The 21,117-nt window shown below is 48.1% G+C and carries 16 protein-coding genes, 1 tRNA gene and 1 pseudogene; 8 read left to right on the top strand and 10 right to left on the bottom strand.

Annotated elements, in window-relative coordinates; genetic code table 11:
• Positions 1 to 263: 263 nt before the first annotated feature.
• Positions 264 to 1,180: pseudogene (gene thrB, locus KCG55_RS06330) on the top strand (homoserine kinase).
• A 42-nt stretch (positions 1,181 to 1,222) separates the two neighbouring features.
• Here thrB and KCG55_RS06325 read toward each other — a convergent pair.
• The 4 genes from KCG55_RS06325 to KCG55_RS06310 all read right to left on the bottom strand — a co-directional run bounded on the left by KCG55_RS06325 (position 1,223) and on the right by KCG55_RS06310 (position 6,214).
• Positions 1,223 to 2,749 (bottom strand): DHA2 family efflux MFS transporter permease subunit, encoded by a 1,527-nt coding sequence (locus KCG55_RS06325; RefSeq protein ID WP_250580767.1) that lies wholly within the window; start codon positions 2,747 to 2,749, stop codon positions 1,223 to 1,225.
• A 101-nt stretch (positions 2,750 to 2,850) separates the two neighbouring features.
• The gene (locus tag KCG55_RS06320; protein ID WP_188209938.1) at positions 2,851 to 4,041 is read right to left on the bottom strand and encodes an efflux RND transporter periplasmic adaptor subunit; all 1,191 of its coding nucleotides are present in this window, start codon (positions 4,039 to 4,041) and stop codon (positions 2,851 to 2,853) included.
• Between the two features lie 222 nt (positions 4,042 to 4,263).
• Positions 4,264 to 5,670 carry an efflux transporter outer membrane subunit gene (locus KCG55_RS06315; RefSeq protein ID WP_254322408.1) on the bottom strand — a complete coding sequence of 469 codons (1,407 nt, stop codon included), beginning with the start codon at positions 5,668 to 5,670 and terminating at the stop codon, positions 4,264 to 4,266.
• A gap of 49 nt (positions 5,671 to 5,719) precedes the next feature.
• Positions 5,720 to 6,214, bottom strand: a complete 495-nt coding sequence (locus KCG55_RS06310) for a MarR family transcriptional regulator (RefSeq protein WP_004521040.1) — start codon at positions 6,212 to 6,214, stop codon at positions 5,720 to 5,722.
• 296 nt (positions 6,215 to 6,510) lie between these two features.
• On the opposite strand from KCG55_RS06310, the gene KCG55_RS06305 reads away from it, so the two are divergent.
• Positions 6,511 to 7,392 (top strand): prephenate dehydrogenase, encoded by an 882-nt coding sequence (locus tag KCG55_RS06305; protein ID WP_254322407.1) that lies wholly within the window; start codon positions 6,511 to 6,513, stop codon positions 7,390 to 7,392.
• Positions 7,393 to 7,652: 260 nt separating this feature from the next.
• Here KCG55_RS06305 and KCG55_RS06300 read toward each other — a convergent pair whose 3' ends face one another.
• From KCG55_RS06300 to KCG55_RS06280, 5 genes are all read right to left on the bottom strand, one after another.
• Complete coding sequence (locus KCG55_RS06300; RefSeq protein ID WP_254322406.1) at positions 7,653 to 8,660, bottom strand: IS5 family transposase; 1,008 nt, start codon at positions 8,658 to 8,660, stop codon at positions 7,653 to 7,655.
• Positions 8,661 to 8,721: 61 nt separating this feature from the next.
• Positions 8,722 to 10,014: a histidinol dehydrogenase gene (hisD, locus tag KCG55_RS06295; protein WP_254322404.1), complete on the bottom strand. Its 1,293-nt coding sequence runs from the start codon at positions 10,012 to 10,014 to the stop codon at positions 8,722 to 8,724.
• 71 nt (positions 10,015 to 10,085) lie between these two features.
• Positions 10,086 to 10,811, bottom strand: coding sequence for an oxygen-insensitive NADPH nitroreductase (nfsA, locus tag KCG55_RS06290; RefSeq protein ID WP_254322402.1), 726 nt, complete (start codon positions 10,809 to 10,811; stop codon positions 10,086 to 10,088).
• A gap of 48 nt (positions 10,812 to 10,859) precedes the next feature.
• Entirely contained in the window at positions 10,860 to 11,513 is a 654-nt protein-coding gene (hisG, locus tag KCG55_RS06285; protein WP_254322401.1) for an ATP phosphoribosyltransferase, read from the bottom strand.
• An 83-nt stretch (positions 11,514 to 11,596) separates the two neighbouring features.
• Positions 11,597 to 12,259, bottom strand: a complete 663-nt coding sequence (locus KCG55_RS06280) for an SCO family protein (protein WP_070748279.1) — start codon at positions 12,257 to 12,259, stop codon at positions 11,597 to 11,599.
• 284 nt (positions 12,260 to 12,543) lie between these two features.
• Here KCG55_RS06280 and KCG55_RS06275 point away from each other — a divergent pair.
• The 6 genes from KCG55_RS06275 (at position 12,544) to porB (ending at position 18,197) form a co-directional block, all read left to right on the top strand.
• Positions 12,544 to 12,628: transfer RNA gene (locus tag KCG55_RS06275), tRNA-Leu, on the top strand.
• A 389-nt stretch (positions 12,629 to 13,017) separates the two neighbouring features.
• A complete protein-coding gene (gene ilvB / locus KCG55_RS06270; protein ID WP_003680037.1) occupies positions 13,018 to 14,745 on the top strand; it encodes a biosynthetic-type acetolactate synthase large subunit in 1,728 nt (575 codons plus the stop codon).
• A 10-nt stretch (positions 14,746 to 14,755) separates the two neighbouring features.
• Positions 14,756 to 15,247, top strand: coding sequence for an acetolactate synthase small subunit (gene ilvN, locus KCG55_RS06265; protein ID WP_003685820.1), 492 nt, complete (start codon positions 14,756 to 14,758; stop codon positions 15,245 to 15,247).
• A gap of 66 nt (positions 15,248 to 15,313) precedes the next feature.
• On the top strand, positions 15,314 to 15,607 hold the full coding sequence (locus KCG55_RS06260; protein WP_254322400.1) for a putative quinol monooxygenase: 294 nt from the start codon (positions 15,314 to 15,316) through the stop codon (positions 15,605 to 15,607).
• Between the two features lie 61 nt (positions 15,608 to 15,668).
• Positions 15,669 to 16,682: a ketol-acid reductoisomerase gene (gene ilvC / locus KCG55_RS06255; protein WP_003680040.1), complete on the top strand. Its 1,014-nt coding sequence runs from the start codon at positions 15,669 to 15,671 to the stop codon at positions 16,680 to 16,682.
• A gap of 387 nt (positions 16,683 to 17,069) precedes the next feature.
• Complete coding sequence (gene porB, locus KCG55_RS06250; RefSeq protein ID WP_254322398.1) at positions 17,070 to 18,197, top strand: trimeric porin PorB; 1,128 nt, start codon at positions 17,070 to 17,072, stop codon at positions 18,195 to 18,197.
• 187 nt (positions 18,198 to 18,384) lie between these two features.
• On the opposite strand, the gene pepN is transcribed toward porB, so the two are convergent.
• Positions 18,385 to 21,006: an aminopeptidase N gene (gene pepN, locus KCG55_RS06245; RefSeq protein ID WP_254322396.1), complete on the bottom strand. Its 2,622-nt coding sequence runs from the start codon at positions 21,004 to 21,006 to the stop codon at positions 18,385 to 18,387.
• Positions 21,007 to 21,117 lie beyond the last annotated feature (111 nt).

Raw genomic sequence — 21,117 nt, 5'->3', positions numbered from 1 at the left:
CACAACAAAACCAGTCAACACCTCTCGCAAAAATATTTTCAAAAATCCAACCACCGCCCTGTTTTAACAGGGTTTTTATTTTATAAAAAACTCCAGCAACCTTCCTATACAATCCATACATACAAAAAACACAAAACAAAGGCCGTCTGAATTGCTCTTTCAGACGGCCTTTTGAATTTGACCCTCGCTTTAATTTATATTGTTGGTGCTTGTTTTTTGGTATGATGTTTCTTTGATTCTTTTATATCAGCCTCGAGTTTGCTATGTCTGTCTATACCAGTGTTTCCGACGCCCAAATGCGTGATTTCCTACTGCAATATGATTTGGGAGATTTTGTTTCTTTGCAGGGGATTGCTCAAGGAATTACTAATAGTAATTATTTTTTGACAACTTCAACGGGTCGTTATGTATTGACTGTTTTTGAGGTTTTAAAATCAGAAGAACTGCCTTTCTTTTTAGAACTGAATCAACATTTAAGCCTGAATGGTGTTGCTTGCGCCGCTCCGATTGTTCGTAAAGATGGCGGACTGCATTCTATTTTGGCCGGGAAACCGGCCTGTTTGGTTACTTGTTTGAATGGTTCAGATACCGGCTGGCCAACTGAAGCTCAATGTTTTCATACTGGTGCAATGCTGGCCAAAATGCATTTAGCCGGTCAAAACTTTCCTTTAAAAATGAAAAATCCTCGTTATGATGACTGGTGGCATGATGCCTGCACTCAATTGCTACCTGTTTTAGATTCCGAGGATGCCGCACTGCTTCAATCTGAAATTGCTGCTTTAGATAAAAATCTAGGGGGCATTTGCCTTCCGGTATTATCCATGCCGATTTATTTAAGGATAATGTATTGCTTAATGGAGATGAAGTTTCCGGCTTTATCGATTTCTATTATGCGTGTAACGGTAATTTCATGTACGACCTGGCAATTGCGGTTAACGATTGGGCACGAACAGCTGATAACAAATTAGACCCAGTCCTTTATGATGCCTTTATCCACGGCTACGAAAGCGTACGTCCTTTATCCGATGAAGAACGCGCATATTTCCCTACTGCACAAAGAGCCGGATGTATTCGTTTCTGGGTATCTCGCCTGCTTGATTTTCATTTCCCTCAATCAGGAGAAATGACGTTTATTAAAGATCCGAATGCATTTAGGGATCTGCTCTTGAGTCTTAAATAATATATAGATAAAAGGCCGTCTGAGATTCAGACGGCCTTTTATCTAATGCCCTCCCCCGCCGGAACCGTTAAACGGAGGTCTTGCCAGCCAAATAATGGGGATCATGCTGATGAATATGATACTGCCTGCCAAGAAGATTTCATTTGAGCCAATAATAAAGCCTTGTTGGGAAATGGTGCTATTTATTGCCACCAAAGCCTGCTCCTTGCTCAGACCATTGGCCATCATGCCTTGAATAGATTGGTTACTGATTGAGGACAATAAGTTAACATGTTCGGTCAGTTGAGTATGGTGCAGAGCTTCGCGTCGTTCCCACATGGTACTGACAACAGATACTCCGACACCGCCCATAAAGACACGCAAGAAGTTAGACAAGCTACTGGCCGAGGCAATTTGGTTGCCTTTCATATGAGACAAGGTGATACTGGTCAAAGGCAGGAAGAACATGGCTACGCCTAAACCCTGCCAAAACTGCGGCCAAACGACGTTGCTCATATCCATACCGGCATAGAAATCGGTTCGCCAATGGAATGTGTAGGCAAATACCAAGAAGCTGGCACTGACAAACAAGCGCATATCGACACGATTGCCGAACTTACCGATAATCGGCGACAGAATAATCGGCAGGAAGCCCACCGGTGCAGCAGCCAGACCAGCCCAAGTAGCGGTATAGCCGAGATTTGATTGCAACACCAAAGGCAGCAGGGTCAATGTGCCCATATAGACCATAAAGCCCAACGATGTAGCAACAACGCCTATCGTGAAGTTTCTATTTTTAAACAATGACAAATCGACAATCGGGTATTTCTCGCCCAGCTCCCAAACGATAAAATATGTCAGGAACACCAAAGCGGTAACGCCCAAAACGATAATCTCTCCCGAGGCAAACCAGTCCAATTCCTTGCCCCTATCCAGCATCATTTGTAATGCGCCGATACCGACGATCATCAACACCAGCCCGACATAATCGATTGGCGCCCTGACGATTTCAGTTTCCCTGTGTCTAAGCTGCTTCCAAGAAATAGTTGCAGACAAAATCCCGATCGGGATATTGATAAAGAAAATCCATCCCCAATGCCAGTTATCCGAAATCCAACCGCCCAAAATTGGCCCCAATACAGGGGCAACAACGACGGTCATCGCCCATAATGCCAGTGCCAATGTTCGTTTTTCAGGCGGATAGGAAGCCATCAACAGGCTTTGGGACAAGGGAATCAATGGCCCGGCGATGAAGCCTTGCAATACACGGAAAAAAACCAAGGCTTGAAGATTATGTGCAATGCCACACAGCCATGACGTTACGACAAACCCGATTACAGCAGCGATAAAGATTTTGACCTCGCCAAACCGCTTAGCCAAAAAACCCGTCAGGGGGACGGAAATGGCATTGGCTACGGCAAATGAGGTAATCACCCAAGTTCCCTGCGTGGTAGCCGCACCCAAATCCCCTGCAATAACAGGCACGGCGACGTTGGCGATGGTGCTGTCCAAGACTTCCATAAATACGGCCAAGCTGAGCGCCAAAGTTGCCAACACCAGCTTAAACCCTTGTAACGGCGGATAATTCATATTTTTAAACTATAAGACAACCGCCAAAGCGGTCGATTGAAGAGAATCAATATTTCAGACGGCCTGAGCCTTCAATAAAAGACTCAGGCCGTCTGAAAAGATTATTTTGCGTATTGCTCGAAGATTTTATCGACTAAAGCATCGGCGGCTTTCCAATCCACACTTTCCGTTTCCGGCAATGCAGTATTTCGTTCCGCTTCGGCAGTCATGGCTTTACCGCTGCCCTTCTCGGCAATATCGACTTTAACAGTCATCGACAAACCGACACGGAGCGGATTTTGTTGCAATTCTTTGGCATCCAAACTGATACGCACCGGCACACGTTGCACAACTTTAATCCAGTTGCCCGTTGCGTTTTGCGCCGGCAGTAATGAGAACGCACTACCCGTACCGGCCGACAAGCCCATTACCTTGCCATGGTAAACTACTTTACTGCCGTACAAATCGGCTGTCATTTCAACAGGCTGGCCGATTTTCATTTTGCGCAGTTGCGATTCTTTAAAGTTGGCATCCACCCACAATTCAGACAGGGGCACAACGGCCATCATCGGCGTACCTTGTGCGATACGTTGGCCGACTTGGACATTGCGTTTGGCAATTTGGCCGCTAATCGGCGAACGGATTTGCGTACGTTGCAGGTTCAGCCAAGCGTCTTTGATGTGGCTGATGGCCGTCTGAACTGCCGGTTGTTGGCGCAGAGGAATATTGTTGCCCAACGATGCCTGAGCAGAAACTTCTTCCGCCTCAACCGCTTTCAATGCAGCCTGAGCCTGAACTACAGCGGCGCGGGCATGGCTGAGTTCTTCGCCGGAAACCGCTTCCGTACCCGCCAAAGATTCACGGCGGCGCAAATCGGCTTGTGCACGGGCCAAATCGGCTTTACGCAACAACACTTGCGCTTTGGCTTTTGAATTGACCGCAGTTTGCTGTTTGTTTTGACGAATGGCCTGAATTAATTCATTTTGCGCGCGATCGTATGCCAGCTGAAAATCGCTGTCGTCCAAAGCCACCAAAACATCACCTTTTTTCACGACATCCGTATCGTCATACATAACTTTGCGCACCGTGCCGTTCACCTGCGGCGTAATCATCACCAAATGACCGGCCACATAAGCATCTTCAGTTTCTTCTTCATGCTGCCAAAACAGGAAATACGCCAAAGCGAATCCGGCTGCCGTAATAAGGAATAGAAGTGTAACGATGACCAAATTGCGTTTGCGATGCGTTTTAGCGCCGGAAGCGGCTACTTCCGGTTCTTTTTGGACATTATTTTTTTCTGATTGAGTATCCATAAGTCCCAACTTTAATTCTGCACATGTGATAACGATATTATTGTTTGCTGGGCGCTGACTTATACTATCAGTCCCCAATACGCGTGTTTAACGCGCTAAAGGGTCATATTCTATAGTTACACTCTATTCATTACAATAATTTCTTCCGGTAGCAAATGTAAATAAGGTAAGCAAAAGGCCGTCTGAAAGTAATTTCAGACGGCCTACGTTTTGATAAAACGTCTATTTCTGATTTAATTTAAAGCCTCCGCCCAACTGGGCATTGAGGTTACTCCAAGCTGTCAGATATTCTGCATGGTATTGAGCCGCAGACATTTTCGTACGTGCAGCTTCGTCTTGTTTTTGCAAGGCGGTTAAGCCGTTATCCAAGCCTGCACGAACACGTCCTTTCGCATTTTGCACAGATTTATCGGCGATATTGACCATCTTATTCCAAGTATCTTGTCTGCTTTTCAGGCTTTGATAGTCGACTACAGCGTCTGCCGCCGAACGCATAGCATTCAAAACAGTTTGGTCATACACGGCAACCTGTTCGTTATACTGGGCACGTTTACCCGCCAATTTGGATTGCAGCGCCCCGGAAGTAAACAATGGCAGATTCAAAGCCGGAACGATGCCCAACATACCGGAAGTTCGTCCGCGAATCAGATTGAACGCATCAATGTGCGTCATACCTGCCAAAACTTTTAATTCGATATTCGGGTAAAACTCTGCTTCGGTCGATTTGACGATATGCCATTTCTCTTCAAGCAAGGCTTTTTGTGCCGCGATATCGGGACGGGCCGCCAACAAGTCCGCTTCAATACGGCTAACCGGCAATGACGGCACAGCCGCCATTTTTTCCGGAACCTGTCCATTCAATGCACCCGGCACTCGGCCGGTCAATACAGCCAGACTGTTGCGGATTTTCTCATTTTTCTGAGCCCATGCCGATTTTTCAAGCTGTAATTGCTGTTGCGCCATTTCCAGAGCGTGCAAGGCATCGGCAGGAGCCAGCTGCGCTTTAACGCGTTGTTGCATCAGTTTCAATGCCTTATCTGCCAGCTCTATGCGCGTATCCAGCAAAGCCAGTTGTTCTGTCGCCATCTGCCACGCAAAATATTGGGCAGCAACGGCATGAGCCAACTCGGTGCGAATGTGCTGCGCTTCATATACTGCTGCCCGGCTTTTTCCCAAAACGGCTTGAATCTGCTCTCGGTTTTTACCCCAAAAGTCAAAAACCAAGCTGCCTTGCAAGGCTGCGTTCGCCAAAACCAATGTATGGTCGGTATCAACCATACCGGCTTGAGGTTTGGGTGAAACATAAGCACCCAGACCTGTAACGCCCAAGCCGACTTGCGGTTTGTTTGCGGCTCCCACAACGCCCAGCTGCGCCTGAGCCTGCTCAAACCTTGCCTTGACGACACGCAGATTGGTAGACGTCTGAATGGCGGAAGCAATCAAATTGTTTAATTTTTTATCTTTCAGCTTCATCCACCAGCCGTCTTGGGCAGTAGCGGCAGATTGGCCTTGCGGCAGCGGATAGACTGTTGTCTCATCCAAAGGCGACTGTTTGCCGAACGGCGCACATGCCGCCAACAGCGAAACAGCGGCAACGCATACGCTTGATTTGACCAAACCTAATTTCATACAGACTCCGTTTATGTGTGCCAGCCGCAGACCATCAGGCCGTCTGTTGTTAATTGCCCAAACGGTTCAACAGCTTACCTAATAGGTGTTGCAGCGTGTCATAATCCTCTTTCGTGAAATCTTCCCACGCCTGACCGCTCTGACGGGCAATTTGCGGCCATACTTCGTGGATGAAGGTCTCACCCGAAGGGGTCAATTTTAGCACAATCTGACGGCGGTCTTTTTGATTGATATAACGCTCTACCCAGCCGCGCTCAACCATATCGTCCGACAGGCGTGTCGCACTGGTGCGCGTCAAGTCCATCAGGTCGCTCAAGCGTGAAGGCAGGATTTCGCTGTTTGGGCTGACGTAAACCGCCATCAGGGAAAACCACAGGTTTTCATTGATGCCGAACGCTTTCAGGTTTTCGTTCAAATGGCTGCTCAAACGTTCGGTTACGATGCGCAACATGCGGGATACTTGGTTTTGCTGCTCCGGAAACTGCGGCAGACGGGTAGAAAGCAAACGCATTGCGTTGACTAATTCGGTTTGTGAAAAACTCATAAATTCCTTCTTTCTGAGTGAGTTATTTTATTCGATATCAATCAAAATAAAATATGATGTAATAATTTACTTTAAGATACCAATTACTTACTTTAAGACGTTATACTAATTCAGATGATTATTTTAGTGTATGAAAATCTGATAATCGGTTATATGCTCCTACCAAACGGAGTTTTCTATGCCTAAATCATGAAAATTCGATCATAAAAAAGGCCGTCTGAAACCTTGATGACAACTTTCAGACGACCTCCATAACGGATTAAAATAAGCTTTTCCACTTGTACCGGATTCAAACCATGAACACTTCCGCCTTTTTCCCCCACATTACCCTTATCGGTGTCGGTTTAATCGGCGGCTCGTTCATGCTCGACCTCAAACGCTTGGGACTGGTGCAAACCGTTACCGGTATCGACACCAATGCCGACAACCTCAATTACGCACTCGAATGCGGCATCATCGACCATGCCTATCCGAATATTTGCGCCGAAAGCATCGGCAATGCCGATTTGGTTTTGATTGCCACACCTGTCTCCGTCCTGCCTGACGTATGCCGCGACATCAAGCCCTTCTTAAAAGATACAGCCTGCGTTTCCGATGTCGGCAGCACCAAACAATCGGCACTCAATGCCTTTCACACCCACTTATCCGACCGCCTGCCGCAATGTTTTGCCGCCCACCCGATTGCCGGCTCGGATCAAAGCGGGGCAAAATCCGCGCGTTGCGGTTTGTTTCAAAACAGCCGCCTTATCATTACGCTACACGGCCAAGAGGCTTCAGACGGCCTGAGACGGCTGAAAAGCCTGTGGCAGGCGGTTGGTTCGCAAATTTCGACCATGAGCGCCGAAGAACACGACAATATTTTTGCCGCTGTTTCCCACTTGCCGCACTTGGCCGCCTTTGCCTATGTTCATGCTTTGGTTGACCATCCACACGGCAAAGACTATCTCCCCTATGCCGCCACCGGATTTCGCGACTTTACCCGCATCGCCTCCAGCCACCCTGCCGTTTGGACCGACATCTGCATGGCCAACCGCCCTGCCCTGCTCAAACTGACCGGAGATTTGAAAGAACAATTATCCAAATTGGAACAACTCCTTTCAGACGGCAACAAAACCGAGCTTTACCGCTATTTTGAAGAAGCCGCACAAATGCGTAATGACTGGCTAAAAAACCGTTAAATCTGTTTTCAGACGGCCTGACGCCTTCTCAGCTAAAATCTTCATCACAATAAAAAGGGCATCTGTTTAGATGCCCTTTTGGATTTCTTACGACTTCAACGTTTCACTCAGCCTGAGACCTTTGCAAAATTCCTTTCCTTCCAACAGCCGAAATCCAAACACAGGTTTTCGGCTGTTTTCGCCTCCAATTACTCCTGATTTTACCCAAATTCCCCCTTTTTTCTCCCCGGACACCCCATAATCAGGCATCCGGCCGCCTTTTAGGCAGCTACAGGCGCACTTAGCCTGTTGGCGGCTTTCAAAAGGTTCAAACACATCGCCTTCAGATGGCTTTGCGCACTCACTTTGAGCAGCCCGAAATAGGCTGCCCGCGCATAGCGGAATTTACGGTGCAGCGTACCGAAGCTTTGTTCGACCACATAACGGGTCTTCGACAAATATCGGTTGCGTTTGGTTTGCGCTTCCGTCAGCGGATGTTTACGGTGGGCTTTGCGCATAATGCCGTCCTGCAGTCGACGCTCTTCCAGATATTGACGGTTTTCCGCACTGTCATAGCCTTTATCGGCATAGATAGTCGTGCCTTCGGCTATCCCTTCTAGCAAAGGCGACAGATGTTTGCACTCATGGGCATTGGCGGGGGTAATGTGCAGTTTCTCGATATAGCCTTCCCCATCGGTACGGGTATGTTGTTTGTAACCGAGTTTGTAGAGGCCGTTTTTCTTTATCCAACGGGCATCGCTGTCTTTACTCGGTGTGGTTTGGCTGCTGACTTGTCCTTCTTCATCGACTTCTATGGCCTGGCGCTGTTTGCTGCCGGCGGTCTGGATAATGGTGGCGTCAATGACGGCGGCGGATGCTTTCTCTACTTTTAAGCCTTTTTCGGTCAGTTGGCGGTTGATCAGTTCCAATAATTCGGACAGGGTGTTGTCTTGCGCAAGCCAGTTGCGGTAACGGCATAAGGTGCTGTAATCGGGGATGCTCAGTTCGTCAAAACGGCAAAACAGGTTGAAATCGATGCGGGTGATGAGGCTGTGTTCGAGTTCGGGATCGGAGAGGCTGTGCCATTGTCCGAGCAGGATAGCTTTGAACATGGACAACAGGGGATAGGCGGGACGGCCGCGGTGGTCTCTAAGGTAACGGGTTCTTTGACGATTCAGGTACTGTTCGATCGGTTGCCAATCAATCACCTGATCCAACTTCAATAGTGGGAAACGGTCGATGTGTTTGGCAATCATGGCTTGTGCGGTTTGCTGGAAGAAGGTGCTCATGGAAAATCCCCTAAATGTCTTGGTGGGAATTTAGGGGATTTTGGGGAATTTTGCAAAGGTCTCAGCCTTTCAAACGAAACTCAGCCGCTCTGGCGTGCGCGGTCAAGCTTTCGCCATGCGCCAACACGCTGGCGGTTTTGCCCAACTTCTGCGCGCCTTGTTCTGAAACCTGAATCAGACTGGAGCGTTTTTGGAAATCATATGTTCCCAAAGGAGAAGAGAAACGCGCCGTGCGGCTGGTCGGCAAAACGTGGTTGGGGCCTGCGCAATAGTCGCCAAGGCTTTCACTGGTATAGCGTCCCATGAAAATAGCGCCGGCGTGGCGGATTTTTTTCGCCCACGCTTGCGGATTTTCAACCGACAATTCCAAGTGTTCGGGAGAAATATAGTTAGCGATTTCGCAGGCTTCGTCCAAGTCTTTAGCCAAAATCATTGCGCCGCGGTTACCCAATGAAGCTTCAATAATCGCACGGCGCGGCATGGTTTCAATCAAGCGGTTCATGGCCGTCTGAACTTCGTCCAAATACGTTTGAGAAGTACCAATCAAAATTGCTTGTGCAATTTCATCGTGTTCCGCCTGACTGAACAAATCCATGACCACCCAATCGGCAGGCGTCGTGCCATCGGCAATCACCAAAATTTCAGACGGCCCTGCCACCATATCGATACCGACCACGCCGAACACGCGTCGTTTGGCCGCGGCGACAAAGGCATTGCCCGGGCCGGTAATCTTATCGACTTGAGGTACAGATTCCGTACCATAAGCCAAAGCCGCAACCGCCTGCGCGCCGCCGACTGTAAACACTTTGGTTACACCGGCCACAAAAGCAGCCGCCAACACGATATCGTTGCGCTCGCCTTTCGGAGTGGGAACGACCATGATGATTTCTTTCACGCCGGCAACGTGGGCAGGCATGGCGTTCATGATGACGGAACTCGGATAAGCGGCTTTACCGCCCGGAACATAAATACCGACTCGGTCAAGCGGCGTAATCTGTTGACCCAAAAGCGTGCCGTCTTCGTCTTCGTAAGTCCACGACTCCATTTTTTGGTGTTTATGGTAGCTTTCCACCCGTCGCGCGGCCGTTTTCAAGGCCGTCTGAATGTTTTCAGGCAAACGCTCAAACGCAGACTGCAAATCATCTTGTGTCAGGATTAAATCATCGATGGTTTGAGCGGATGTACCGTCAAAGCGGTTGGTATATTCAATCAGCGCCGCATCGCCGCGCTTTTGAACATCGGCGCATATGTCGGCAACAATACGGTCGATTTCAGGGTTTTGCGCGGTTTCAAAAGCGAGTAACGCTTTAAGTTCGGCTTGAAAATCAGGGGATTGGGTGTTGAGTTTTTTCATGGTTTGCTCTCTTCCTTGTTTCGTTCCTATTGTTTTCAGACGGCCTCATTCACTCAAAGGCCGTCTGAATATTATCTTTTCAAAAAACCTTTTTTCTGCAAAAACGCCAACATATGCGGTCGCACGGGATTACCCAAGGTTTTGGCCAGCGATTCCTTCCAAGGTATCGGTCTTCCCTTGCGTAACTCATAATAATCCGCTACTGCCTGATTATAAGCTTCAACCGCCTCAGCATTCAGGCTCGGACAAGCGTTTTCGGCATAGACCATTTCCTTAGGTAGGCGCGGTTTGAGCGGCGGGTCTTGATCAGGATAACCGAGGCACAACCCCACCAAAGGCACGCAATAATCCGGCAGGTTCAACACATCCGACACTTTTTGCGCATTATTGCGCAGCGCGCCGATATACACACCGCCCAGCCCAAGCGATTCGGCGGCAAGCAATACGTTTTGCGCCATAATGCCTACATCGACCGCGCCAATCAGGGTTACTTCCGCCCAATCAATTTGCGCATCGGGAAACATTGCCTTGTGTTTGGAAAAATCGATGCAAAACAATAAAAATTCCGCACAATGGACAATATAAGGCGCACTCCCTGCCGCTTCATGTATCCCCTGCCTCAACGCAAGGTCGGATACGCGTATGATGGAAACGCATTGCAGGTTGTTGGAGGTCGAAGCCTGCTGTCCGGCGCGAACCAGCGTATCGAGGATTTCATCGGCAATCGGCTCGGAAGTAAACCTGCGGATGGAACGATGGGAAAGAATCGTATCGAGTGTCGGTTTGCTTTGCATCATGACAGGGCTTTCAAACTGGGTTGGCAGACAGTTTTTGCAAAAAACTTTTCAGACGGCCTTAGCGGCATTTTCAAATGCCTGAATAATCGGATTCAACAGCGCATATTTGGTTTTCAACGCCGCTTTGTTGACCACCAAGCGGCTGGAAATATCAGCCACATGTTCCACAGCTTCCAAACCATTGGCCTTCAATGTATTGCCACTGGAAACCAAATCGACAATCGCATCGCTCAAACCGACCAAAGGCGCAAGCTCCATCGAGCCGTACAGTTTGATGATGTCCACATGCACACCCTTGTCGGCAAAGTGTTCGGCGGCAATGTCGGGGTATTTGGTGGCAATCCGCAAGCGGCTGCCGGGTTTGGAAGCGGCGGCGTAATCAAAACCTTTTTTTACCGCAACCATCATGCGGCATGAGGCGATGTGCAAATCCAAAGGTTGATACAGGCCATCTCCGCCATGCTCGATCAGCACGTCCTTACCGGCAATCCCGAAATCCGCCGCACCATACTGCACATAAGTCGGCACATCGGTTGCGCGTACAATCACCAAACGGATATTGTCATGATTCGTACCAATAATCAGCTTGCGCGATTTTTCCGGCTCTTCCGCAGGCACAATACCGGCGGCAGCCAACAGCGGCAGGGTTTCCTCAAAAATTCGCCCCTTGGATAAAGCAATCGTTAAAAGTGTGCCGGTCATTTTTTTATTCTCCTTTGCCGTATCATAAAGTAAGAAGGCCGTCTGAAATCCACAACCCATTTCAGACGGCCTCAACTACGTTTTTACAATAAAGTTTTCACATCAGCCGCAATCGTTTCCGGCTCGCTGCCATAAGGCGAGAAAATCGCCACTTCACCGTTTTTATCAATCAAATATGCACCTGAAGAGTGGTCGACCAAATAGTTTTCGCTGTCTTCTTTTTGGTTTACTTTAGCCGATACCACACGGTATTGCTGTTTGATGACAGGCAGGCTTTGATCGCCGGTTGCCGTCAGGCCGATAAAATCAGGGTTGAACTGTTTGACGTATTTGCCGATTACTTCAGGCGTATCGCGCTCAGGGTCGATGCTGACAAATACTACTTTCACGTCTTTAGCCTGATCGCCCAATTGTTTCAAAGTGTCGCTGTAAGTCAGCAACTCGGTTGGGCATACGTCAGGACAGTGGGTATAACCAAAAGACAGAATGACCACTTTGCCTTTCAAATCGCTCAGACTGAAAGGTTTGCCGTCGCCATCGGTCAATGTGAAATCACCGCCAATGTCTTCTTTGCGCATATCGGTACCGCGCGCTTGCACTTTGGGCGCAGACTCACCGGAAGCAGCAGGCGCGGCAGAAGCGGCAGGTGTCGAAGAAGCCTCTTTGGCCTCTTCTTTAGGCTGACAAGCAGCCAGAGCAGCCAACGCAAAAGCACTGAGTAGGAAAGTTCGTGTAACGGAAAGCATAAATTTTCTCCAAAACCGTTTCAAATTAAGTGAAGCCAAACAACCGCCCGGCCGATATAAAAACAAAACATCTTCATATTAACGCGTTTGACACATTAAATGTAGCCCTTTTTGCAGATAAATACTGCCTTTTTTGTTTTAAAAATCTGTCCTCCATTTAGATAGCATCAAACGAAAAAAGTTTAATTCATTAAAAATCAAACAAATATAAAAATAATCCAATTTTTTTTCAATTACTGCTTTACAAGATTCGAGAACTCGCTATAATGACGACTTCTTCGCTAGCCCAGGTGGCGAAATTGGTAGACGCAGGGGACTCAAAATCCCCCGCCGCAAGGTGTGTCGGTTCGAGTCCGACCCTGGGCACCAAATTAAAAAAACCTCTTGATTCAGTCAAGAGGTTTTTTGCTATTTATCATTTGTAAAAACCTTCTCCTTACTCAAACTGTCAACAATCCACCCACATCAAGCTCAATAAAACTGTTTTTTTATTTCTTTAAAATCAAACGATAATCTATTTTCTCTCCTTAAACGTTAAAAGATGAAAGATTTTGTCTTGCTTGTACAGTCGGATTGCGTTATCGTTTCTACTCTTTTTCACAAACTCTGTGTTTCTTCCCAATTGCTTGGATAGTCTGACTGTCATCGTATTCCCTCAGTGCGCGTACCCTAAATCGCTGCTTGGTGGAATTGCATTACAGGTGCTGTGGTGAGGCGGATTATTCCTATTGGTTTGAGGCCATATAAAAGAGGTCAATATGCAATTATCTGGCGCACAAATCATCGTGCAAAGTCTCAAAGCCGAAGGTGTCGAGTATGTATTCGGCTATCCGGGCGGCGCGGTTATCGAAATCTACGATGCCCTTTTCCAACTCAATAAATTCAAGCACATCCTGGTTCGCCACGAGCAGGCAGCCGTACATGCGGCAGATGCTTATGCCCGTGTCAGCGGCAAAGTCGGCGTTGCTTTGGTAACTTCCGGCCCAGGCGTAACCAATGCACTGACCGGCATCGCTACCGCTTACAGCGACTCCATTCCGTTGGTAGTCATCAGCGGCCAGGTGGGCAACTCCCTCATCGGAACAGACGCATTCCAAGAAGTGGATACAGTCGGCATTACCCGCCCTTGTGTCAAACACAATTTCTTGGTGACCAATATCGCTGAGTTGGCAGACACCATCAAAAAAGCTTTCCAAATTGCTGCAAGCGGCCGTCCGGGTCCCGTTGTTGTCGATGTTCCTAAAGATGTCACCCAAGCGATGGCTAAATTCAGCTATCCGCAAGAAGACATTTTCATCCGCTCTTATCAACCGGTTGTACAAGGCCACATCGGTCAAATCAAAAAAGCCGTACAAATGCTGGCTTCCGCCAAACGCCCTATTGTTTACTTCGGCGGCGGCGTAGTTTTGGGCAATGCCTCTGAGGAAATGACCAAATTTGTCCGCATGATCGGCGCTCCTTGTACCGGTACATTGATGGGCCTGGGCGCATACCCTTCCAGCGACCGCCAATTCTTGGGTATGCTGGGCATGCACGGTACTTACGAAGCCAACCTCGCCATGCAGAATGCAGACGTTGTACTGGCAATCGGTGCGCGCTTCGATGACCGCGTAATTTCCGTGCCGTCCAAATTCTTTGAAAAAGCCAAAAAAATTATCCATATCGACGTTGACCCGTCCAGCATTGCCAAACGCGTCAAAGTGGATATCCCGATTGTCGGCGACGTGAAAAACGTATTGTCCGAAATGATTCAATTGTGGGGCAAACAAGAATCTGCACCTGCAGCCGACTCATTGGATAAATGGTGGAAAAGCATTGAAGAATGGCGTTCGCGCAACTGCCTGTGGTTTGACAATGAAAGCGAAATCATCAAACCGCAATACGTCATTCAAAAACTGGCCGAAATCACCAATAATTCTGCCATCATCACTTCCGACGTCGGTCAACACCAAATGTTTACCGCCCAATATTACCCATTCGAGCGTCCTCGCCAATGGCTCAATTCCGGCGGTTTAGGCACAATGGGTGTCGGCTTGCCATATGCCATCGGCGCGAAACTGGCCGCTCCTGATCAAGATGTATTCTGTATCACCGGCGAAGGCTCGATTCAGATGAACATCCAAGAGCTGTCCACCTGCTTCCAATACCGCGTTCCGGTTAACGTCGTTACCCTGAACAACGGCTACCTCGGCATGGTCCGCCAATGGCAAGAACTTTATTACGGCAACCGTGAATCGGAAACCTATTTCGATTCATTGCCTGATTTTGTCAAACTGGCTGAAGCCTACGGCCATATCGGCATCCGTGTGGACAAGAAATCCGATGTAGAAGGCGCATTGCTGGAAGCATTAAACCAAAAAGACCGTCTGGTATTCCTCGATTTCTTGACCGACAAGAAACAAAACGTACTGCCTATGGTCGGCAACGGCAAAGGCTTGGACGAGATGGTTCTGCCGCCGCATATGCGCGAAACATTGTCAGCGTAAGGAGAGAAAAATGCGACATATCTTATCTATTCTGATGGAAAACGAATCAGGTGCGATGAGCCGTGTGGTAGGTTTGTTCTCCGCGCGCGATTACAACATCGACTCCCTGGCTGTTGCACCAACCGAAGACAAAACCTTGTCTCGCATGACCATCGTTACCCATGGCGACGAACACGTTATCGAGCAAATCACCAAACAGCTCAACAAACTGATTGAAGTTATCAAAGTGGTCGATTTGAACGAAAGCCGTTTTGTCGAACGTGAGCTGATGTTGGTAAAAGTCCGCGCCGTCGGCAAAGACCGCGACGAATTCCTGCGATTGACCGAAATCTACCGTGGCAGCGTCATTGACGTAACAGACCGCAGCTACACCATCGAAATCACAGGTTCTACCGAAAAACTCGACTCTTTCCTTGAAACAGTCGGTCGTGCTCAAATTTTGGAAACCGTACGCACAGGCGCAGCCGGTATCGGCCGTGGCGAGCGTATTTTGAAAATTTAACGCTGTATCGTTCAGACGACCTTTTACTTTCAACAAAGGCCGTCTGAAAAACAGCAGGAGACAAACATGTCAAGCATCCAAATCGTTGCATTAGTTACCGTCAAACCCGAATACACCGAGGCTCTGGCTACCCAGTTTAAAGAATTGGTCAAAGCCAGCCGTGCAGAAGAAGGCAACATCAGCTACGACCTGCACCAAGAAATCGGCAAACCCAACCGTTTCGTATTCGTAGAAAGCTGGAAATCCCAAGCAGCTATTGACGAACATAATGCCAGCGAACATTTCCAAAACTTCGTCAAATCCATCGAAGGAAAAACCGAAGCATTGGAAATCGTCTTGATGAACCAAGTCCCCGCTTAAGCCCCTATTACTTTTAACTCAACCCGGATTATCCGGAACCCTCTTACACTAAGGAAATAAAATGCAAGTTTATTACGATAAAGACGCTGACCTTTCTCTGATCAAAGGCAAAACCGTTGCCATCATCGGTTACGGTTCACAAGGTCACGCACACGCAGCAAACCTGAAAGATTCCGGCGTAAATGTCGTAATCGGTCTGCGCCAAGGCGGCTCTTGGAAAAAAGCCGAAGCAGCCGGCCACGACGTACGCACTGTTGCTGAAGCAACCAAAGCAGCCGATGTTGTAATGATTCTGTTGCCTGACGAAAACCAACCTATCGTATACAAAAACGAAATCGAGCCTAACTTGAAAGAAGGCGCAGTATTGGCGTTCGCTCACGGCTTCAACGTACACTACAACCAAATCGTCCCTCGCGCCGACCTCGACGTTATCATGATCGCCCCTAAAGGCCCAGGCCACACCGTACGCAGCGAATTCCTGAAAGGCGGCGGCGTACCTTCCCTGATCGCCGTTTACCAAGATAAAAGCGGCAAAGCCAAAGACATCGCCCTGTCTTACGCAGCAGCCAACGGCGGCACTAAAGGTGGCGTAATCGAAACCAACTTCCGCGAAGAAACCGAAACCGACCTGTTCGGCGAACAAGCCGTATTGTGCGGCGGTGTGGTCGAACTGATCAAAACCGGCTTCGAAACCCTGACCGAAGCAGGCTATGCGCCCGAAATGGCCTACTTCGAATGCCTGCATGAAATGAAGCTCATCGTTGACCTGATTTACGAAGGTGGCATTGCCAACATGAACTACTCCATTTCCAACAACGCGGAGTACGGCGAATACGTTACCGGTGTGGAAGTCATCAACGACAAATCCCGCGAAGCCATGCGCAATGCCCTCAAACGCATCCAAACCGGCGAATACGCCAAAATGTTCATCCAAGAAGGTGCCGTCAACTATGCCAGCATGACTGCCCGCCGCCGCCTGACTGCCGACCACCAAATCGAAAAAGTCGGCGCGCAACTGCGTTCCATGATGCCTTGGATTGCCAAAAACAAACTGGTTGACCAAGACAAAAACTAATCTGTCTTTCAAGCAAATGAAACCTGCCTGATCACTCAGGCAGGTTTTTTATAATTTTAAAATCCAATACACTATAAATCTAACTCAACAAGGCCGTCTAAAAACAATATAAACGACATTTGATCCCCAACTTCAATAAGCCGGCGTTTATGGTTCTCCTAAAATTTCCTTTTAGAAAAACATATTACAAAATAAACGACTATTTCTCATACCTACTCTGTCTGTAAAAAACAACGTTTCCCAACAAAATACGTTCAAAACAAGAGGAAAATTTGTTTTCTTAAGCCATAACCTTTATATTATGGTCATGGAATCGTTGAAACAGAACGATATCGTAATAAGAAGAACGAATGCTCGCTTCTTCACACTTAAAAAAGGAAAACAGCAATGAAAAAATCCCTGATTGCCCTGACTCTGGCAGCTTTGCCTGTTGCAGCTATGGCTGACGTAACTCTGTACGGTCAAATCAAAGCCGGCGTTGAAGTATCCAAAGTAAAATTGGGTGAACAAACTGCTGCTAAACTGGGTCATGAGAAAAGCTCTAAAACTGCTACTGAAATCGCTGACTTCGGTTCACGCATCGGCTTTAAAGGCCACGAACACTTGGGTAACAACCTGAATGCCATCTGGCAAGTTGAACAAAACACTTCTATCGCCGGTGGCGACAAAGAGTGGGCTTCTCGCGAATCTTTCATCGGTTTGGAAGGTGGCTTCGGTAAAGTTCGTGCCGGTAAATTGAACTCTACTGTTAAAGACTCTAGCGACAACGTTGACCAATGGGAAAGCAGCAACGGTGCTTTGAACATGTCTGTATTCACTCGTGTTGACGAACGCGCAGTATCTGTACGTTACGACAGCCCTGTATTCTCAGGCTTCAGCGCAAGCGTACAATACACTCCACGCGACAACGCTAACCCTTCTGACAAATACACTCACAACGACGCTACCCGTGACACTTACTACGCTGGCCTGAACTACGAAAACTCTGGTTTCTTCGGTCAATACGCTGGTGGTTTCCGTAAAAACGCCGTTTCTGAAAAAGACGGTCACGTACACCGCTTAGTAGGTGGTTACGATGCTAACAACCTGTTCGTATCTGTAGCCGGCCAATACGCTAAAAACTGGGAAACTTTGGGTGACTATGCCGAAGCCCAATCTAACGGTGTTGTAACTTCTGCTATGCGCGCTGCCGGTACTAACGCTTCTAACGTAGTATTTGGTACTGCTGCTGGCTTGGACAGCCGTCCTGCTGAAACTATCGAAGTTGCTGCTACTGCCGCTTACCGCGCTGGTAACGTAACTCCTCGCGTTTCTTACGCTCACGGCTTCAAAGCTAAAGTTGACGGTCAAAAACTGAAAGGCACTCAATACGACCAAGTTATCGTTGGTGCTGACTACGATTTCTCTAAACGCACTACTGCTCTGGTTTCTGCCGGCTGGTTGCGTGGTGCTGAGTCTGGCCCTCACAAAGTTGAAACCATCTCTGGTTTGGTTGGCCTGCGTCACAAATTCTAATCTTCGGATTAGTATAAAAAAGAGCCTGTTTTATGCAGGCTCTTTTTTTATTCCTATCCCCTACCCTCAACGAAAATTAATTTAAGCGTTAACATACGAAAAAGGCCGTCTGAAACCAATCGGTTTCAGACGGCCTTTAGTCTATCTACCCCTATTGCCAAATTACAATAAGGTCAACAGACAAGCTTTATTTTTCATTCAAAATCTTACCGACAATCTCGCCCACATCTTTGGACAAACCTTCTTGTGCATGGATGCGTTGCAATTCTTTGATCATGATAGCTTTGCGGTTGGCTTCCAATTTGTTGCAGATGTTGAAAGCCTGCACCAATCGGGCAGCAACTTGCGGATTAAAACGGTCGATTTCCATCACTTTATCGGCTACAAAGCGGTAGCCGCTGCCGTCTTCTGCATGGAAGTGCGGAATATTGCGACTGAAGCTGATCAACAAAGAACGGGCCTTATTCGGGTTTTCGATGCTGAATTTAGGATGATTCAAGGCCGTCTGAACTTGTTGTAAAGTATCTTTGCGGCGACTTGAGGCAATCAGGGCAAAGTATTTGTCCATTACCAAAGCATCATCGGCGAATTTATCGGCAAATTGCGTCAACAAGTGATTGCGGATTTCGCTTTCATTGCTGTTGATTGCGGATAAGATACCCCATTCGTGGGTCATGTTTTGCGCCATTGCTTCGTAATTCTCCGCAACGTGTTCGATATGCGCTGCGTCAGCACGAAGGATAAATGCCCTGCAAGCATTACGCAAAGTACGCCAGCCGGCCAGTTCCGGACTGTATTCATAACGAACAGCAGCATCGGCTTGGTTTTCTTGCTCGGCAGCTTGACGGTTCAGCTCGCGCCATTGAGGCAGGAACTTGACGGCAACGGCATTGAGCAAGGCTTCTCGCGCTTGATGAACCTGAATCGGATCAATATTTTCTTCTTCCGCCCATACATCGGTTTCAGACGGCATTTGCAACAAAATGGCGCGGAATGCTGGGTCGAAATCACCGGAAACCACCAAAGCCAAAGCATCCATCAATGCTTTATGTTCAGGCAAAGGACGGCCTTCCGCCAATGCCTGACGGTTGGCGTTAATGGCACGATGATACAAGGTTTGGGCAGCTTCCCAACGGGCAAACTCATTTTCATCTGCCGCCAGTAAAGTTGCTAATTCTTGCTCGCTGTACGGATAGTTCAGGGTGACCGGCGCAGAGAAATCTCGCAGCAGAGACGGGATAACCGGCTCATTGACGCCGCCCAATACAAAAGTCTGCTCGGCTTCGGTCAATACCAAAACCGCCTCTTTCACCCGTTCACCTTGATATTCAAACTCAACCGCTTCGCCTTTTTCATTCAGCAAACCGGTTTTGACCGGAATCATCATCGGCTGTTTGTCCGCCATATCGGGCGTGGCCGGAATGGTTTGTTTGATGGTCAATTCAAACGCTCCATCTTTCAGACGGCCTTGAGCATCTAAAACCGGCGTGCCAGCTTGGCTGTACCACAAAGCAAACTGATCAAGATTGATGCCGTTTGCGTCTGCCATTGCGGCACGGAAATCATCACAAGTCACAGCTTGACCGTCGTGGCGTTGGAAATACAGCTTCATGCCTTTTTGGAAGCCTTCTTCCCCAAGCAAGGTGTGATACATGCGCACCACTTCCGCACCTTTTTCATAAACGGTCATGGTGTAGAAGTTGTTCATCTCTTCATAGCTGGCCGGGCGGACAGGATGCGCAGTCGGGCCTGCATCTTCAGGGAATTGGAACAAGCGCAGCATGCGGACATTGTCGATACGGCGTACCACGCGGCTGGCCCGGTCGCCGGAAAACTCTTGATCGCGGAATACAGTCAAACCTTCTTTCAGCGACAATTGGAACCAATCACGGCAGGTCACGCGGTTGCCTGTCCAGTTGTGGAAATATTCGTGGCCGACAACAGATTCGATGCCTTCAAAATCGGTATCGGTCGCGGTACGGCTGTTGGCCAGCACAAACTTGGTGTTGAAAATATTCAAACCTTTGTTTTCCATCGCGCCCATATTGAAATCACCCACGGCAACGACCATGAAAATATCCAAATCGTATTCCAAGCCAAAGCGTGTTTCGTCCCATTTCATTGCATTTTTCAACGATTCCACGGCAAACCTGACTTTAGGTTTGTCTGTCTCAGTGGTGTAGAACTCAATTTTGACCTTACGGCCGCTCATGGTCGTAAAATAATCTTCCGTTACTGCCAAATCGCCAGCCACCAAAGCAAAGAGATAGCTCGGCTTGGCAAACGGGTCTTCCCATTTCACCCAATGACGGCCGTCCGAAAACTCGCCGCCATCGATTTTATTGCCGTTAGACAGCAACACCGGATAGCGTGTTTTGTCTGCAACGATGGTGGTGGTAAATTTAGACATGACATCCGGACGGTCGATGTAGAACGTAATTTTGCGGAAACCTTCCGGTTCGCATTGGGTGAACAGGTTGCCGCCGGAAGCATACAGACCCATCAGAGATTTGTTCTCAGCAGGCAGAATTTCAGTTTCCACTTCCAGCGTGAAGTTTTCAGACGGCACGCCGGCAATCGTCAGTTTTTCGTCTTCCAACACATAATCTACGGCCTGGCCGTTTACTTTCACAGACAGCAGTTTTGCCGAACCATCCAATACCAATGGCTCCCCTGCTCTTTCAGGTTGAACGGTCAGACTGGATTTGACGATGGTTTGCGGTTCTAAAATATCGAAATGCAGGTCGGTTTTCAGAATACGGTAAGCTGGCGCGGCGTAGTCTTTCAAATAATGGATGGTTTTGCTCATTTGTTCTCTTTCAGAGTCATGCGGTAAATAGATGAAGCATATCGTTTCAGATAGTCTAAATTCAAGTGTTTTCAGAAAAAAAGGCCGTCTGAAACCTAAAATTTCAGACGG

This window comes from Neisseria subflava (genome assembly GCF_024205745.1).
GTDB lineage: Bacteria > Pseudomonadota > Gammaproteobacteria > Burkholderiales > Neisseriaceae > Neisseria > Neisseria flavescens_B.
Note: the sequence above shows the minus strand (reverse complement) of the source record. Positions and strands in the feature narration are given on the sequence as shown.